At 72.3% G+C, this 16,163-nt stretch carries 16 protein-coding genes; 6 read left to right on the plus strand and 10 right to left on the minus strand.

Annotated elements, in window-relative coordinates:
- Together AB0F10_RS37270 and AB0F10_RS37275 are read right to left on the minus strand one after the other, a co-directional pair.
- A partial coding sequence (locus tag AB0F10_RS37270; protein ID WP_360636468.1) for a 2-C-methyl-D-erythritol 4-phosphate cytidylyltransferase occupies positions 1-294 on the minus strand: 294 nt, incomplete at its 3' end.
- Between the two features lie 55 nt (positions 295-349).
- Positions 350-835, minus strand: coding sequence for a CarD family transcriptional regulator (locus tag AB0F10_RS37275; protein WP_184988251.1), 486 nt, complete (start codon positions 833-835; stop codon positions 350-352).
- Positions 836-1,167: 332 nt separating this feature from the next.
- On the opposite strand from AB0F10_RS37275, the gene AB0F10_RS37280 reads away from it, so the two are divergent.
- On the plus strand, positions 1,168-1,941 hold the full coding sequence (locus tag AB0F10_RS37280; RefSeq protein WP_360636471.1) for a hypothetical protein: 774 nt from the start codon (positions 1,168-1,170) through the stop codon (positions 1,939-1,941).
- A gap of 66 nt (positions 1,942-2,007) precedes the next feature.
- Here the strand turns inward: AB0F10_RS37280 and AB0F10_RS37285 are convergent, their stop codons facing one another.
- From AB0F10_RS37285 to AB0F10_RS37300, 4 genes are all read right to left on the minus strand, one after another.
- On the minus strand, positions 2,008-2,466 hold the full coding sequence (locus AB0F10_RS37285) for a DUF6023 family protein (protein WP_360636474.1): 459 nt from the start codon (positions 2,464-2,466) through the stop codon (positions 2,008-2,010).
- A gap of 9 nt (positions 2,467-2,475) precedes the next feature.
- A complete protein-coding gene (locus tag AB0F10_RS37290; RefSeq protein ID WP_360636507.1) occupies positions 2,476-3,528 on the minus strand; it encodes a type III polyketide synthase in 1,053 nt (350 codons plus the stop codon).
- A gap of 61 nt (positions 3,529-3,589) precedes the next feature.
- Entirely contained in the window at positions 3,590-4,753 is a 1,164-nt protein-coding gene (locus AB0F10_RS37295; protein ID WP_360636510.1) for an acyl-CoA dehydrogenase family protein, read from the minus strand.
- Positions 4,744-5,472 (minus strand): methyltransferase domain-containing protein, encoded by a 729-nt coding sequence (locus AB0F10_RS37300; RefSeq protein ID WP_360636477.1) that lies wholly within the window; start codon positions 5,470-5,472, stop codon positions 4,744-4,746. The genes AB0F10_RS37295 and AB0F10_RS37300 overlap by 10 nt, the downstream gene beginning before the upstream one ends.
- 46 nt (positions 5,473-5,518) lie before the next feature.
- Between AB0F10_RS37300 and AB0F10_RS37305 the strand changes: the two genes are divergently transcribed.
- The 4 genes from AB0F10_RS37305 to disA all read left to right on the plus strand — a co-directional run bounded on the left by AB0F10_RS37305 (position 5,519) and on the right by disA (position 9,976).
- Entirely contained in the window at positions 5,519-6,355 is an 837-nt protein-coding gene (locus AB0F10_RS37305; RefSeq protein ID WP_360636480.1) for a UbiA family prenyltransferase, read from the plus strand.
- 181 nt (positions 6,356-6,536) lie between these two features.
- Positions 6,537-7,232, plus strand: coding sequence for a hypothetical protein (locus tag AB0F10_RS37310; RefSeq protein ID WP_360636483.1), 696 nt, complete (start codon positions 6,537-6,539; stop codon positions 7,230-7,232).
- A gap of 37 nt (positions 7,233-7,269) precedes the next feature.
- The gene (gene radA / locus AB0F10_RS37315) at positions 7,270-8,691 is read left to right on the plus strand and encodes a DNA repair protein RadA (RefSeq protein WP_360636486.1); all 1,422 of its coding nucleotides are present in this window, start codon (positions 7,270-7,272) and stop codon (positions 8,689-8,691) included.
- A 181-nt stretch (positions 8,692-8,872) separates the two neighbouring features.
- A complete protein-coding gene (gene disA, locus AB0F10_RS37320; RefSeq protein WP_360636489.1) occupies positions 8,873-9,976 on the plus strand; it encodes a DNA integrity scanning diadenylate cyclase DisA in 1,104 nt (367 codons plus the stop codon).
- Between the two features lie 389 nt (positions 9,977-10,365).
- Here the strand turns inward: disA and AB0F10_RS37325 are convergent, their stop codons facing one another.
- The 3 genes from AB0F10_RS37325 to AB0F10_RS37335 all read right to left on the minus strand — a co-directional run bounded on the left by AB0F10_RS37325 (position 10,366) and on the right by AB0F10_RS37335 (position 12,254).
- Positions 10,366-11,064, minus strand: coding sequence for an adhesin (locus AB0F10_RS37325; RefSeq protein ID WP_360636492.1), 699 nt, complete (start codon positions 11,062-11,064; stop codon positions 10,366-10,368).
- 138 nt (positions 11,065-11,202) lie between these two features.
- On the minus strand, positions 11,203-11,754 hold the full coding sequence (locus AB0F10_RS37330) for a peptide deformylase (RefSeq protein WP_360636495.1): 552 nt from the start codon (positions 11,752-11,754) through the stop codon (positions 11,203-11,205).
- The gene (locus AB0F10_RS37335) at positions 11,751-12,254 is read right to left on the minus strand and encodes an ACT domain-containing protein (protein ID WP_360636498.1); all 504 of its coding nucleotides are present in this window, start codon (positions 12,252-12,254) and stop codon (positions 11,751-11,753) included. The genes AB0F10_RS37330 and AB0F10_RS37335 overlap by 4 nt, the downstream gene beginning before the upstream one ends.
- A 25-nt stretch (positions 12,255-12,279) precedes the next feature.
- Between AB0F10_RS37335 and AB0F10_RS37340 the strand changes: the two genes are divergently transcribed.
- Positions 12,280-13,182, plus strand: a complete 903-nt coding sequence (locus AB0F10_RS37340; RefSeq protein ID WP_360636501.1) for an A/G-specific adenine glycosylase — start codon at positions 12,280-12,282, stop codon at positions 13,180-13,182.
- Positions 13,183-13,304: 122 nt separating this feature from the next.
- Here the strand turns inward: AB0F10_RS37340 and AB0F10_RS37345 are convergent, their stop codons facing one another.
- Complete coding sequence (locus tag AB0F10_RS37345; protein WP_360636504.1) at positions 13,305-15,827, minus strand: ATP-dependent Clp protease ATP-binding subunit; 2,523 nt, start codon at positions 15,825-15,827, stop codon at positions 13,305-13,307.
- Positions 15,828-16,163 lie beyond the last annotated feature (336 nt).

The following is a 16,163-nucleotide window of genomic DNA, read 5'->3' on the forward strand; positions in this document are numbered from 1 at the left end:
GGCGGCGAGCGCCGCGGCCACGGAGAGCTGCCGCTCGGCGCCGCCGGCGACGACGGTCACCGGCGCGACCGGAGCGAGCAGCGCGCGGACCGCCTCGACCTCGGCGGCCGGGGCGGCGACGACGATCAATCGCACGGAGGGTGCCGCCGCGACGCGGCGGACGGCGTGCACGAGGAGCGGCTCGCCGGCCAGCAGGCGCAGCGCCTTGGGCCCGCCCGGGCCCAGGCGCAGGCCGGCACCCGCAGCCGGAACGAGGACCGCGACGTCACCGCGAGCATTGAGCTGCGCGGTCACGTCGCGGTCCTGTTCGGCTGGTAACACAGGTGGGGGTGGTGCGGTGGTGGAAACGTCAGGCCTCGGTGAGGACCTTGTCGAGGAGAACTTCCGCCTCGTCCTTGGTGCTCTTTTCGGCAAGGGCCACCTCGCCGACGAGGATGTCGCGGGCCTTGGCGAGCATGCGCTTCTCCCCAGCCGAGAGACCACGCTCACGCTCGCGACGCCAGAGGTCACGCACGACCTCGGCTACCTTGAGCGGGTTACCGGAGGCGAGCTTCTCGAGATTGGCCTTGTAACGCCGCGACCAGTTGGTCGGCTCCTCGGTGTGCGGCGCGCGGAGGACGTCGAAGACCTTGCCCAGGCCTTCCTCGCCGACCACTTCACGCACGCCGACGATCTCGGCATTCTCAGCGGGCACCCGGACCGTCAGGTCGCCTTGGGCGACCCGCAGGACGAGGTAAAGCTTTTCCACGCCCTTGATAGTTCTAGTCTCGATTGCCTCGATGAGTGCGGCCCCGTGGTGGGGGTAAACAACGGTCTCGCCGACACTGAAAACCATAGGTTCGAAACCCCTTTCGCTGTGTCTAGGGTAACACGCTCGGGCAGCGATGTCCCACCCCGGCCGTGACTGTTAGTGCAGCTCAGAGGGCCTGTGAGCCGTCTTTCTACCGCTTGACATGCGAGCAAAGACCTGCCTCAGTCACTTAGAGTGACTACACCGTAACGACCCGAACGAGCGAGTCGGAAATTCCGGATCTGCAGCCTTTGCGAGGTCAAGCTTATCGCTTGGGACCGGGAGCGCCCACTACTGGCGGTCGGCCCCTCGGGTGGGGGAGGCTGGACGAAGGTCCCCGGTCACGCGACACTCGTCGGCAGGGGGGAGGGTGAATCGTGGGCAGTTTGAGCGACAACGGCGGCAACTGGCCGCCTGATGGTGGTTCCGCTGACGGCCTGCCGGACCTCCCCGAGGAGTGGGGCATCATCGTCGTCCCGGACGACCTCTCGGAGCTGTCCGACGAGGTCACCGCAGTTCAGGACGAGCTGCGCCGCTCACAACGGCAGACCCGCTGGCAGCGCTTCGCCGACCGTCCGGGCATGCGCGCCCTGCGCCGCGCCGGCGCCGCCAGCCTCCGCGCCCCCGTCCTGATCATCTCGATGGCGGTGCTGGTGACGGTGGCCAGCCTCTTCGCCTCCGCCTGGCCCGGGCCGCCCCGCTCACCCGCCACCCAGCGCACCGCCACCACGACCGACGACCGCGGTGACACGCTGCCCGCGCTCGAGCTGATCGGCACGGACGGGCAACCCGTCCCGCTGTTGGGGCAGTTGCCGGCCGTGGTCCTGCTCACCGACGGTTGCGATTGCGAGCGGCTGGTCGCCGACACCGTCGCGGCCGTCAAGCCCGACATCTCCGTGGTGACCGTCGTCTCCGGCGCCGCCTCGGGACAGACCGGCGGCGCGCCGCCCACCGGCGCCACCCCCTCGGCCCCGGGCAACGCGGTCCGCGCGCTCCGGGACCCGACCGGCGAGCTCCGCACCGGATTCGACCTGGGCCCGCCGGACGGCACCGCCGCGGCGCTGCTGATCAACCGCGGCGGGGAGATCGTCCGCAAGGTGCCCCGGACGGTCTCGATCGAGGACCTCCGGCCCGACCTCGCCCGCCTCTGACACTGCGTGACGGCCGCGGGATGACGCCGGCCGTGGTCGCGGGCGTGGATCGCCGCCCGAGACCGGTCAGTAGTCGCGGGCGCGGATGACCCGCCAGCGGAAGACCGACGGCCCGTCCGTCTCGGCCGACACCGCCATGAAGAACTCGTCCGCCAGCCCGACCGTCAGCTCGAGCGGCACCGGCTCCCCCTCGTCGCACGGCACCGCCCGGCCCGAGTCCACGCCCTGCGCGCTGAGCCGGACCCGGATCTGACCGGCGCCGATGCAGAGCAACGCCAGCGTGTAGGAGCCGCCCCGCACCGACGTGGTGCGCTCCGTGCGCACGCCGGCGGCGAGCACCATGGTCTCGGCCTCGGATTGCAGGGGCAGGTCGGGCAGCAGCCGCTCGGCGGTCTTGCGGCCGGCCGTGACCGCCGGGTCCTCACCCGTTCGGGGCGCCGTCCGCACGAACCACAGGACGCCCGCGATCAGCAAGACCCCGGCGAGCCCATAGAGGACCACCGATCTGGCCCGGTTCCCCGTCACGCCCCAACCCTAGGCTGTCTCCAGCAGGACGCCGTACAGCGTCAGGCCGGGACCGAACGCCATCAGCACCACGCGCCGGGGCGGCACCGGGCGGCGCCGGAGCGCGTCCAGCACCAGCAGCACGGTCGGCGACGAGCAGTTCCCGTACGCGGCCAGCACCTCGCGGGAGGCCGTCATCGCCTCGTCCGCCAGCCCGAGCCGCTCCTGCACCACGTCGAGGATCTTCGGGCCGCCCGGATGCACCGCCCAGCCGTCGACCTCGCCGATCGTCAGGCCGTTGCGGGCGAGCAGGTCGTCGATCATGGCCCGGACATGCACCGACAGCACGTTCGGCACCTGCGCCGAGAGGCCCATCCGGAAGCCGAGGTCCGTGACGTCCCAGGTCATGTGCCCGGCGGTGGTGGTGTCGGTGAGCGCGATGACGTCGCTCACGGCGTACCCCCGAGGGGTTTCGGACGGGGTGAGCACGACGGCGGCTGCGGCGTCCGAGAAGAGCGCGTGCGAGACGATCTGTTGAATGTCCGCACGCGGATCGCTCGGCTGGATGTGCAGGCTGGTCAGCTCGGCGCAGAGCAGCAGGGCCGGGCGTTCCCGGGCGGCGACGAAGTCGGCCGCCGTGCCCAGGCCGGGCAGCGCCGCGTAGCAGCCCATATGCCCGACGAAGAGGCGCTGCAGCGACGGCGCCATGCCCAGGTCGCGGGCCAGCAGGATGTCGATGCCCGGCGTCGCGTAGCCGGTGCAGGAGCAGACCGCGAACAGGCCGACCTCGTCGGCCGCGACGCCTGCCTCGGTGAGCGCCCGGCCCACCGCCTCCTTGGCCAGCGGCATGGCCTCGACCTGGTAGCGGCGCATCCGGCGCTCGGTCGACCAGTCGGAAATGTCCTCGAGCAGCGGGCTGACCGCCGCCTGCCGGGTGCGCACGCCGGAGTTGGCGAAGATCCGCTCGGCCAGGCCCCGGCGGCCGCCCGCGTAGTACCCGGAGAAGAAGCGCTCCCACATCTCGCCCTGCGACACCGACGGCGGATGCGCCGTGCCGAGCCCGGCGATCACCGCCCGACCGATTCTCTTCACTTGTGCCTCCCCGGTACCGACCCGCCGAACTGGTCCCTACCCACGCCGCGGATCACCACCGCGGGGCCGATCCTTGCGAGTCCGGATCACCTCCGAGCGCCTCGACGCCGAGCCAGTCCGCGCACACGTCGGAGGTTGCCGGCTGCAGCGAGCCGGCCCGCGCGTCGCGGTAGAGGCGTTCCAGCGGATGCCCGCGCCGCATCGCCGACGTGCCGGCGGCCTCGAGCATCGACGCGGCGACCTCGGCCGCCGTGCTGCCGGCGACCAGCTTGGCCCGCCACACCCAGCGGTTCGTCACCGTGTCGCCGGGGTCCTCGTCGACCCGGCGGGCCGCCTCCATGACCGTCAGGTGCGCCGCCGCGACCGCCGCATCCGCCCGGCCGATCCGCGCGCGCACGGCCGGGAGATGCCCCAGGTTGCGCTTGTTGACGTGCTCGACGGCCGCGTCCACCGCCGCCCGGGCCACCCCGACGTAGACGGCCGCATAGCTGGCCACCATCCACTGCGGAGCGAGCTGGGCGATCACCAGCGCCAGGCCCTCCACGCCGCCGAGCAGCGCGGTCGTGGGCACGGTGACGTCGACGTGCACGTCGTGCGAGCCGGTCGCGCGCATGCCGAGAGCGTCCCAGGTCGGCTCGATCGTCAGCCCGTCGCCGGCCGGGACCAGGAACTGCGACACCTGCGCCGGGTCGGCCGCGCTGCGGGCCGCCACCAGGTACGCGTCCGCGTGGCCCGCGCCCGAGCAGAACGTCTTCGCCCCCTTGATGTGGAAGCCGTCGTCGGTCCGCTCGTACGTTGTGGTCAGCTGCGACAGCCGGGAGCCGGCGCCGCGCTCGCTCATCGCCACCGCGTACCAGGCGCCCTCGGCGGCCGCCCGCAGGTAGTCGTCGCGGGCCTCGATCGCCTCCCGAGGCAGCCCGAGCGCGTCGGCCAGTTCGTCGGTGACGCCGCTGAGTGCGCCGGTGACCGAGGCGTGCATGTTGAAGATCAGGGCGGTCGCCCCGTTGCCCCGGGCCAGCTCGTACGCGATCGCCGCGTAGTCCGCGAAGCCCGCGCCGGCGCCGCCGAGGCGTTCCGGGACCATCAGTCCGAACAGGCCGGAGTGGCGCAGGTCGGCGAAGTCGTCCGCCGGGAACGAGCCGTCCCGGTCGTGAGCTGCCGCCCGCGCCGCGAATCTGGGCGCGAGCCGTCGTGCCTCCTCGGCTGTCACCGCGATGCCTCCCCCTGTTTGCGGCCCTTGCCCTGATAGACGACCGCCGTCGACCGGGTCGGGATCATCCGGCCCAGCGGCCGGGTGTGCGTCCCGTTCGGCAGGAACAGCCACCGGAGCAGCCCCGCCGTGCTCGGGCGCAGGCCGCGGACCCGCAGCCGGACGCCGTGCTTCGCGCACTCGGCGGTCAGCTCGCCCGGGTCGACGAACAGATCGGGATCGTGGATGCCGATCGGGGCGGCGCCGATCCGCTCCCCGAGGGTGACCGTGACGAACCGGCTCACCCGGGTGTCGTTCACCGTGTCCAGCACCAGCAGCCCGCCCGGGCGCAGCACCCGGCACAGCTCCGCGACCGCGGCCGGCAGGTCGGCGACGTGCTCCAGGATCTCGCCGGCGACCACCACGTCGGCCGCGCCGTCCGCCAGCGGCAGGGCCGTCACGTCGCCGGTCACCGGGGTCACCCCGCGGGTCGCCGCCTGCTCGAGACCCGAGCGGCGCAGATCCACGCCCACGTGCCGGTAGCCGAGGCGCCGCACGTGCGGCGCCAGCAGGCCGCCGCCGCAGCCCGCGTCGAGCAGCACCGCGCCGGGGCGCCCGGCAGGCGGCACCAGCACACCCCGGGCCGCGGCGAGCCAGTGCAGGAGTTCGAAGCTGCCGCCGGGCCGCCACCACTCGCCCGCGAGGTCGTCGTACTGACGGGGATCGTTGCGGGGCGGCAGACGCATGGGATCGAGCGTGGCACGCGCGGGCCACAACCACCACACTGCTTTCATGTCCGGACCGGTCGCTCTGCTCAAGGCTTCCCACCCCGAACCGGGCGGAGCCGTCACGCTGGCCATGACCCTGCTCGCCGTCGGGGTCGGACATCGAGGCTGGAGCGTGCTCGGCGTGGCCGCCGCGATCGGCGCGACCCAGCTCTCCGTCGGCTGGGTCAACGACTGGCTGGACGCCGATCGGGACCGGCTCGCCGGGCGCACCGACAAGCCCGTGGCCTCGGGCGCCGTCTCCCGCCGTGCCGTCGGGATCGCGGGCCTGACCGCCTCGCTCGCCATTCCGCTGCTGGGGCTGCCGTTCGGCCCGGCGGCGACGGCCTGCATCACCGTGGTCGGCGTGTTCGCGCTGCTCTACGACTGGCCGTTGAAGTCGACGCCGCTGTCGGTGCTGCCCTACCTGGTGGCGTTCGGCCTGATGCCCGCGTTCGTGGTGATCGCGCTGCCCGGCCACCCCTGGCCGCCGGCCTGGCTGGTCGCCGCGGGCGCGCTGCTCGGCGGCGGCGCACACTTCGCCAACGTGCTGCCGGATCTCGCCGACGACGCGGCGACCGGCGTCGTCGGCCTGCCGCACCGGATCGGCGCGGCCGGGTCGCAGATCGCGGCCGGGTGCCTGCTGCTGGCGGCGACCCTCGTACTGGTCCTCGGGCCGGCCGGGCCGCCGTCGTGGGCGGGCGTCGCGGCCGCCGCGGCCGCCGTCGTGGTCCTGCCCCTCGGTTGGTACGCGGGCCGCCGGGCGCTGCGCAGGGGTACCCGGCAGGTGGCGATGTTCCGCTCGGTCATCGTCGTGGCCCTGCTCGATGTGGTTCTGCTGGTCTTCAGCGGCCGGGTGCTGTGAGCGAGCCCTTTCGAAGTCGCCGGGGCGGCGGCGCCCGCTGGGCTCGACCGCCCGGACGCCTTCGGCCCGGTGCCGGGGGGAAAAAGGCTCAATGGACGGGTCGGCGTACGCGCCGGATCTAGGCCCTCTAGGCTGATCGCGGAGCTTTATCAGGAGAACCCGCGTTTCTTGGAGGACTGTGATGCGCTCGCTGGGATTCCGCCGCGCCGCCCTCGCCACGGGTGTCGCCGCGGTGGCCGCCGTCGCGCTCGCCGGCTGCAGCGCCGGCCAGGTTGCCGAGACCGCCCTCAAGCGGCCGTCGAACATGGGCGTCAACGCCGACAACTCCGACGGCAGCATCCTCGTCCGCAACCTCGCGGTGCAGTACCCGGGCACGGCGGGCTACAAGGACGGCGAGAACGCGCCGCTGGAGCTCGGCCTGTTCAACCAGACCCGGCAGTCGATCACGGTGCTGGTGAGCAGCCAGCCGGCCACCGACACCGAGGGCGGCGAGGTCGTCTCCGCGACCTCCGTCGGCCTGACCGGCGGTTCCGCCGCCTCCGCGGAACCCTCGCCGGCCGCAGCGGAACCGTCCGCCAACCCCTCGGCGAGCGCCGGCCCATCGGCGTCCGCCGCGCCGGCGCCCGCCGGCCCGGTGTTCCGGCCGGCCCGGATCGAGGTGCCGGCGATGGGCTCGGTCGCGTTCCTGCCGGGTGACATCGTGCAGCTGCAGGCCATCGACCTCAACGCCAAGCTGGCGCCCGGTCAGTCGCTGAACCTGGTCTTCGAGTTCAGCAACCACGCGAACCGGCTCGTGCTGCAGGCCCCGGTCGGCATCCCGCTGACCCCTGCCTCGCGCGGCCCGGGCGGCGTGACGCACGAAGACACCGAGGAGTAGTCCCCGGTTTGTCGTACCAGCGGGCTAGCGTGACTGCATGACGACTTCCCGCACCCCGTCTCGCGCCCGCTCTGAGCCGCGACCCGCCTATCAGTGCGACGCGTGCGGCCACCAGCCACCCAAGTGGCTCGGCCGCTGCCCGGAGTGCAGCGAGTGGGGCTCGATCATCGAGTCCACGATGACCGGTCCGGTCGTCGCCGGCCGCGTGGTCAGTTCCCGGCTGCCGTCCGAGCCCGCCCGTCCCATCAAGACGATCAGCGCCGCCCCCGCCAAGGCGGTGCCCAGCGGCGTCAGCGAGCTCGACCGGGTCCTCGGCGGCGGGCTGGTGCCCGGTGCCGTGGTGCTGCTGGCGGGCGAGCCGGGGGTCGGCAAGTCGACCCTGCTGCTCGACGTCGCCCAGCAGTGGGCGGCCGGCACGAGCACGCCGTCGCTCGTCATCAGCGGCGAGGAGTCGGTGAGCCAGGTCCGGCTGCGCGCCGAGCGGCTCGGCTCCCTGCACGACAACCTCTACCTCGCCTCCGAGAGCGACCTCGGCGCGGTGCTCGGCCACCTCGACGCGGTCAAGCCCGGCCTGCTCATCATCGACTCGGTGCAGACCATCTCCGCGCCCGGCACCGAGGGCGTGCCCGGCGGCGTGACCCAGGTCCGGGCGGTGACCGCCGCCCTGGTCAGCATCGCCAAGGAGCGCGGCGTCGCCACCGTCCTGGTGGGCCACGTCACCAAGGACGGCTCGGTCGCCGGCCCCCGGGTCCTCGAGCACCTGGTCGACGTGGTGCTGCACTTCGAGGGCGACAAGCACTCGTCGCTGCGCCTGGTCCGCGGCGTCAAGAACCGCTACGGCCCGGCCGACGAGGTCGGGTGCTTCGAGATGCACGAGAGCGGCATCGTCAGCCTCGCCGACCCGTCCGGGCTGTTCCTGACCCGCTACAACGAGCCGGTGCCCGGCACCTGCGTCACGGTGGCGATGGAGGGCCGCCGGGCGATGGTGACCGAGGTGCAGGCCCTGATCGGCGCCCAGGTCCAGGGCTCACCGCGGCGGACGGTCTCGGGCCTCGACAGCGCCCGGCTGGCCATGGTGCTGGCGGTGCTGCAGCGGCGGATGGAAAAGATCAAGCTGCACGACCGTGAGGTCTTCGCGGCCACGGTCGGCGGCATCCGGGTCACCGAGCCGTCGGCCGACCTCGCCATGGCGCTCGCGGTCGCGTCCGGCGCCCTCAACCTGGCGATGGCGCCGCACCTGGTGGCGATCGGCGAGGTCGGGCTGACCGGAGAGGTGCGCCGGGTCGGCGCGGTGGGCCGCCGGCTGGCCGAGGCGGCCCGGCTCGGGTTCCGCTTCGCGCTCGTCCCGCCCGGCTGCGGCCCCGGCGAGGCGGACAGCCCGCCCAAGGGCATGCGCGTCGTCGAGGTGGGCGATCTGCAGTCGGCGGTGCAGTGGGCGGCCCGGGCGTCGGCCGAATGAGCCTCGCCCTACGGTTACATCGAGTGACGGCAGATAACGCTATGGAGCATCGACCGAACCACGACTCGTTGACCTGGATGGCAGTCCGTAGAATGTACAGGTGCCGCTCGACCGCGAGGCCTCATCCAACCGCCATGCCAATGGCGCTGCCGCCGGCATCAACGGTTCGGCAGCCCGTCCGATGACCCCCACGACGCCGGGCCTCACCGGCGGCGGAGTCAGCGGCGACCCGTTGCGCGCCAACCTCGCGCTGATGGCGCCGGGCACCGCGCTGCGCGACGGCCTCGAACGCATCCTCCGCGGCCGCACCGGCGCGCTGATCGTCCTCGGCTACGACGCGGCGGTGGAGACGCTCTGCACCGGCGGCTTCGCGCTCGACGTCGAGTTCTCCGCGACCCGCCTGCGCGAGCTGTGCAAGATGGACGGCGCGGTCGTGCTCTCCAGCGACGGCACCCGCATCGTCCGCGCCGCCGTGCACCTGATGCCCGACCCGGGCATCCACTCCGAGGAGTCGGGCACCCGGCACCGCACGGCCGAGCGCGTCGCCAAGCAGTCCGGCTTCCCGGTGATCTCGGTCAGCCAGTCGATGCACATCATCGGCCTCTACGTGAACGGCCAGCGCCACGTCCTGGACGACTCGGCGGCCATCCTCTCCCGCGCCAACCAGGCCCTGGCCACGCTCGAGCGCTACAAGCTGCGCCTGGACGAGGTCTCGGGCACGCTCTCGGCGCTGGAGATCGAGGACCTGGTCACGGTCCGCGACGCGGTCGCGGTCGTGCAGCGCCTCGAGATGGTGCGCCGGATCGCCGACGAGATCTCCGGCTACGTGGTCGAGCTGGGCACGGACGGCAGGCTGCTCGCCCTGCAGCTCGACGAGCTGATGGCCGGCGTCGACTCCGACCGCACCCTGGTCATCCGCGACTACCTGCCGACCGGCCGCAAGGCCCGCACGCTTGACGAGGCCCTGGTCGAGCTCGACCTGCTGAGCGCCACCGAGATGATCGACCTGGTCGCGGTGGCCAAGGCGATCGGCTACGCGGGCGCCTCCGACGCGCTCGACGCCGCCGTGAGCCCGCGCGGGTTCCGACTGCTGGCCAAGGTGCCCCGGCTCCCGGCCCAGATCGTCGAGCGGCTGGTCGACCACTTCGGCAGCCTGCAGCGCCTGCTCGGCGCGACGGTGGAGGACCTGCAGGCGGTCGAGGGTGTCGGCGACGCCCGGGCGCGCGGCGTCCGGGAGGGCCTCTCCCGCCTCGCCGAGGCCTCGATCCTCGAACGCTACGTCTGAACCGGAAGAACCTCTCCCGCTACGCCTGAATCCGATCGCCCGGTCCCGCGGGCGCGGATGTCCGAAATCCGGTGGTTCGCCCCGTAACGGTGGCGCGCGCCCTTGATGATCTCGATGGCGTACGCCGGCAACGACTAATCCTCGCGACCGCGCCACCGTGGCGCGGTGGCGTGGCAGCGTGGCGGCGTGGGCGGCGCAGCGGCGTGGTGGCGCCGTGGGCGGCGCAGCGGCGTGGTGGCGCAGCGGCGTGGTGGCGGCGTAGGTACGAGGACCTCATGCCGCTGCCCGGAATTGCCGGCGATGGCGGCGCGGGACATTGTGGGCGCGGTTGTTCCACAATGGCCACCCGGCGCCTGACGGCCGTCCGGGAGCGCCTGCTCCGCGGCGCGTCAGGCGGTGACGTCGAGCGCGACCGGGGCGCTGACCTTCGCGCCCAGCCGGCCCCGGACCTCGTACTGACCCGCCGGCGGTGCGGTGCCCGCGGCCAGCCCGGCCGAGCACCTGGTCGCCTGCTTGCCGTTCCAGGTCACGTTGTATTCGCGCTCGCTGCCCGGCGGGAACGGACGCACCTCGGAGCCCTTGACGGTGCTGCAGGTGTCCGACGACCACACCTTCTTCGCACCCTGCTCGATGTACAGCTCCTGCAGGTCGGCGCCGACGTCCCGGGTGCACGTACGGGCCGAGATGTTCTTGATCTTCAGGTGTATCTCCAGCGGCACGCCGCGGCGGACCGCGGTCGCCTCCGGCACGGGAACCACGGCCATCTCCGCGTCCGTGCACGTGCCGCTCGCGGCCGCCACGTTCGTGTCGTCGCCGTCATCCTCGCCCGTGCCCGTGCCGGTGCCGGTTCCGGCCGGCGGAAGGACGCCCGCACCCGACGCGGTCAACTCGCCCGGGTCCGGCAGGGAGGGGTTGCCCGCGCCGGGGCCCGGGTCGGTGAAGGTAGGTTCCTCGTCCGGCGTCGTCGCCGCAGGAACCGGGGCCGGCGCCTTCGATGACGCCGAGCCCGTGCCGCGCCTGTTGGCCTCGTCCCCGCCGGAGCAGGAGACGAACAGCACGATGACACCGAGCAGCAGTGCACCGAGCACTACAGCACGACGCCGCCAGTACACGGCGGCAGGAAGGGGACCAACCGTCGCACGCATGATGGATTGCACCGTACGCCGAGGTGCCCGTCACGGCGCCGCGACGCGCCGGTTTCGCGACACCGACTCGCCTACAGATCGTTAGAGATAGACCTTGCGCTGGTACACGGCGTGCGCGCCGGCGACCCGATCGAGGAAGAGTTTTCCGGCGCAGTGATCGATCTCGTGCTGCAGGGCCCGCGCCTCGAACGCGTCGGTGGTCAGCCGGACCGCTTCGCCCGTACCGGGAAGGACGGCCTCGACCACGACGCGGCCGGCGCGTTTCACGTCGCCGGTCAGGTCCGGCACGGACATGCAGCCCTCCCGGCCCGGTCGCCAGCGGCTCGCCTCCACGACCCGGGCGTTGCACAGCACGAAGGTGCCGTGCGAGGTCGCCGTCTTCGGGTGCTGGGTCACGTCCACGGCGAAGACCTGCACGCCGACGCCGACCTGCGGCGCGGCGAGGCCGACGCAGCCCGGTGAGACCTGCATGGTGGCGACCAGGTCCGCGGCGAGCTGCACGACCGCGGGATCCAGCGGATCGACCTCGGCGCCGGCGCCGCTCAGCACGGCCGCCGGTGCGGTCACCACCGGCAGCACCCTGCCGTCGACACCGAGCAGTTCCGGCTTCCAGTCGGCCAGGACGTCGCTCACAGCAGGTCCGACTCGGCGCGGCGCAGGGTCACCTCGACGCCCAGTTCGTCGGCCGCCCCGGCGAGGCGCGCCGCGAGGTCACCGGCGACCCCCGGCGGCACGTCGACCTCGGCGATCAGCACGTAGAGCGGGCCGGTCAGCCGGGTGGAGAGGTCGGTGATGTTGCCGCCGGCCGCCGCGACGACCCGGGTGACGGCCGCGACGATGCCGAGGCGGTCGGCGCCATGCACGCTGACCAGGTACGGCTCGCCCGCGACCTCCGCGTCCGTCTCCGGCTCGACCACCCGGACGGTGGAGATCAGGTCACCGAGCGGCGCCAGCGCCTTCTCGACGTCGCCTGCGGTCGGGCCGGTGCAGATCAGAGTCATCGCGAAATGACCCCGCAGCCGGGTCATCGTGGAGTCGGACAGGTTCGCCCCGACGCCGGCGAGCGCCCCGGAAACCTCCGCGATGATGCCGGTCCGGTCGGGACCGATGACGGTGATGGCAAGCTCGTTCACCCCGGCATCTTAAGCTGGGCGGGCTATGACGCTCGCCGACTTGGTCATTCAGTGGTACGACAGGAACGCCCGCGACCTGCCCTGGCGGGTCCCCGGCACCAGCGCCTGGGCGGTGCTGGTCAGCGAGGTGATGCTCCAGCAGACGCCGGTCGTGCGGGTGACGCCCGCCTGGCAGGCCTGGATGCTGCGCTGGCCGACGCCGGAGGCGCTGGCCGAGGATCCCCCGTCCGAGGCGATCCGGATGTGGGGACGGCTGGGCTACCCGCGCCGGGCGATGCGCCTGCACGCCTGCGCGGCGGCCATCGTGGAACGGCACGGCGGGCGGGTGCCGGACGACCTCGATCAGCTGCTCGCGCTGCCCGGGGTCGGCACGTACACGGCCCGGGCGGTGGCGACCTTCGCGTACGGGCAGCGTCACCCGGTCGTGGACACCAACGTGCGCCGGGTGGTGTCCCGGGCGGTCGCGGGCGACCCGGACGCGGGACCGGCCACGACGACGGCGGACCTGGCGGCGATGGCCGAGCTGCTGCCGCTCGAGGCGCCGCGGGCGGCCCGGGCGAGCATCGCGTTCATGGAGCTCGGTGCGATCGTCTGCACGGCACGCGCTCCGCGCTGCACGGAATGCCCGTTCGAGGCCGTCTGCGCGTGGCGCCGCAGCGGGGTGCCCGCCCCGGCCGGCCCGACCCGCAAACCGCAGAAGTACGCCGGCACCGACCGTCAGGTCCGGGGCCTGCTGCTGGAGGTGCTGCGGCACGCCACCGGCCCGGTGCCGCGGCAGCGGCTGGACGCGGTCTGGGTGGACGAGGTGCAGCGGGCGCGCGCCCTGGCCGGGCTGGTCTCGGACGGCCTGGTCGAGCCGCTCGACTCGGACGCGGACCGGTTCGTGCTGGCCGGCGACCACCCGCCCCGCTTCCCGCCGCTCACCTGATCGCCGGCCCGGCGGGTACTCCCAGGCGGGAAGGATCGGGTGGGCCGGCGTACCGGGGCGAGCCGTTCATGCGCGAAACGGCCCGGCGCCGAAGCGCCGGGCCGCCCCTCAGTCGGTGCTGTCTACTCCTCCGCGGAGGCCGCGCCGAGGTCGGCGGGCACCGCGTCGGGGACCACGGCGCCACGGTCGGCTCCGGTGAAGGTCAGCTTGGACTGCTCGATGTTCTGCGGGTCGCCCTCGCAGTCCACCACCACGATCTGGCCGGGGCGCAGCTCGTTGAAGAGGATCTGCTCGGAGAGGGTGTCCTCCAGGTCGCGCTGGATCGTCCGGCGCAGCGGCCGGGCGCCGAGGACCGGGTCGAAGCCCTTCTTCGCCAGGTACTTCTTGGCGTTGTCGGTCAGCTCGAGGCCCATGTCCTTGTTCTTGAGCTGGGTCTCGATCCGGGCGGTGAAGATGTCCACGATGTGCAGGATCTCGTCCTGGCGCAGCTGGTGGAAGACGATCGTGTCGTCGATGCGGTTGAGGAACTCCGGGCGGAAGTGCTGCTTCAGCTCGTCGTTGACCTTGACCTTCATCCGGTCGTAGTTGCTCTCCACGTCCTCGGACGCCTGGAAGCCCAGCGACACCGCCTTGGCCACGTCGCGCGTGCCGAGGTTGGTGGTCAGGATGATCACCGTGTTCTTGAAGTCCACGATGCGGCCCTGACCGTCGGTGAGGCGGCCGTCCTCCAGGATCTGCAGGAGCGTGTTGAACACGTCCGGGTGTGCCTTTTCGATCTCGTCGAAGAGGACCACGGAGAACGGCTTGCGGCGGACCTTCTCGGTCAGCTGGCCGCCCTCGTCGTAACCCACGTAGCCGGGAGGGGCACCGACGAGCCGGGACACCGTGTAGCGGTCGTGGAACTCGGACATGTCGAGCTGGATCAGCGCGTCCTCGGAGCCGAAGAGGAACTCCGCGAGGGCCTTGGAGAGCTCGGTCTTACCGACGCCGGACGGGCCGGCGAAGATGAACGAGCCCGAGGGCCGCTTCGGGTCCTTCAGGCCGGCCCGGGTGCGCCGGATCGCCTTCGAGACCGCCTTGACCGCGTCCTCCTGGCCGATGACCCGCTTGTGGAGCTCGTCCTCCATGCGGAGCAGCCGGGAGGTCTCCTCCTCGGTCAGCTTGTAGACCGGGATGCCGGTCCAGTTGCCCAGGACCTCGGCGATCTGCTCGTCGTCGACCTCGGACACCACGTCCAGGTCGCCGGCCTTCCACTCCTTCTCCCGCTGGGCCTTCTGCCCGAGGAGCTGCTTCTCCTTGTCGCGCAGCTGCGCGGCCCGCTCGAAGTCCTGCGCGTCGATCGCGGACTCCTTGTCGCGGCGGACCTGGGCGATGCGCTCGTCGAAGTCGCGGAGGTCCGGCGGTGCGGTCATCCGGCGGATGCGCATCCGGGCGCCGGCCTCGTCGATCAGGTCGATCGCCTTGTCCGGCAGGAAGCGGTCCGAGATGTAGCGGTCGGCCAGGGTCGCCGCGGCCACCAGGGCGGCGTCGGTGATGCTGATCCGGTGGTGCGCCTCGTAGCGATCGCGCAGGCCCTTGAGGATCTCGATGGTGTGCGCCAGCGACGGCTCACCCACCTGGATCGGCTGGAAGCGGCGCTCGAGCGCGGCGTCCTTCTCGAGGTGCTTGCGGTACTCGTCCAGGGTGGTCGCACCGATGGTCTGCAGCTCGCCACGCGCGAGCATGGGCTTGAGGATCGAGGCGGCGTCGATGGCGCCCTCGGCCGCACCCGCACCGACCAGGGTGTGGATCTCGTCGATGAACAGGATGATGTCGCCGCGCGTGCGGATCTCCTTGAGCACCTTCTTGAGGCGCTCCTCGAAGTCACCGCGGTAGCGCGAGCCGGCCACCAGCGCGCCGAGGTCGAGCGTGTAGAGCTGCTTGTCCTTGAGCGTCTCGGGCACCTCACCCTTGACGATGGACTGCGACAGCCCCTCGACGACGGCGGTCTTGCCGACGCCGGGCTCGCCGATCAGCACCGGGTTGTTCTTGGTGCGGCGGGAGAGCACCTGCATGACCCGCTCGATTTCCTTCTCCCGGCCGATGACCGGGTCGAGCTTGCCCTCGCGGGCGGCCTGGGTCAGGTTGCGTCCGAACTGGTCGAGCACCAGGCTGGTCGACGGGGCGGCCTCGCCCGCGGCGGCGCCGGCGGCGGCCGGCTCCTTGCCCTGGTAGCCCGAGAGCAGCTGGATGACCTGCTGGCGGACCCGGTTGAGGTCGGCGCCGAGCTTGACCAGCACCTGGGCGGCGACGCCCTCGCCCTCACGGATCAGCCCGAGCAGGATGTGCTCCGTGCCGATGTAGTTGTGGCCGAGCTGCAGTGCCTCGCGAAGCGAGAGCTCCAGCACCTTCTTGGCCCGGGGCGTGAACGGAATGTGCCCGCTCGGCGCCTGCTGGCCCTGGCCGATGATCTCTTCGACCTGCTGCCGGACCCCCTCGAGAGAGATGCCGAGGCTCTCCAGAGCCTTCGCGGCAACACCTTCGCCCTCGTGGATCAGGCCGAGCAGGATGTGCTCTGTCCCGATGTAGTTGTGGTTGAGCATCCGGGCCTCTTCTTGGGCCAGGACGACAACCCGTCGCGCTCGGTCGGTGAACCGCTCGAACATGCCCTCGTGCTCCTCACGTGCCGTGCGCCAATGAACTGGCGGGGCCAGCGCACGGGTATCGGTGATGCCCGTGCTCTCCTACTCTATCGCCGTCGGGAGACTCTGCTGGGCCCTCGAGCCCTCTCGGGACGTCCTGCGCCGATGTTCTCCCCAACTTCGCACGCTCAACGGGTGTTCCCCACCCTTGGGGAGTACGCGCACAGCGAAATCCACGCTCCGGCCAGCTCCGTCCACAGCCTGTGGATAACGCCCTCAACCCTGTGGATAACCTACGCCGGGCCGGCCCGGAACGAGTGCGAAAACAGCAGGGTCCGCGGCGCTTGACGCGCCGCGGAC

Source organism: Actinoplanes sp. NPDC026623 (assembly GCF_040638275.1).
GTDB lineage: Bacteria > Actinomycetota > Actinomycetes > Mycobacteriales > Micromonosporaceae > Actinoplanes.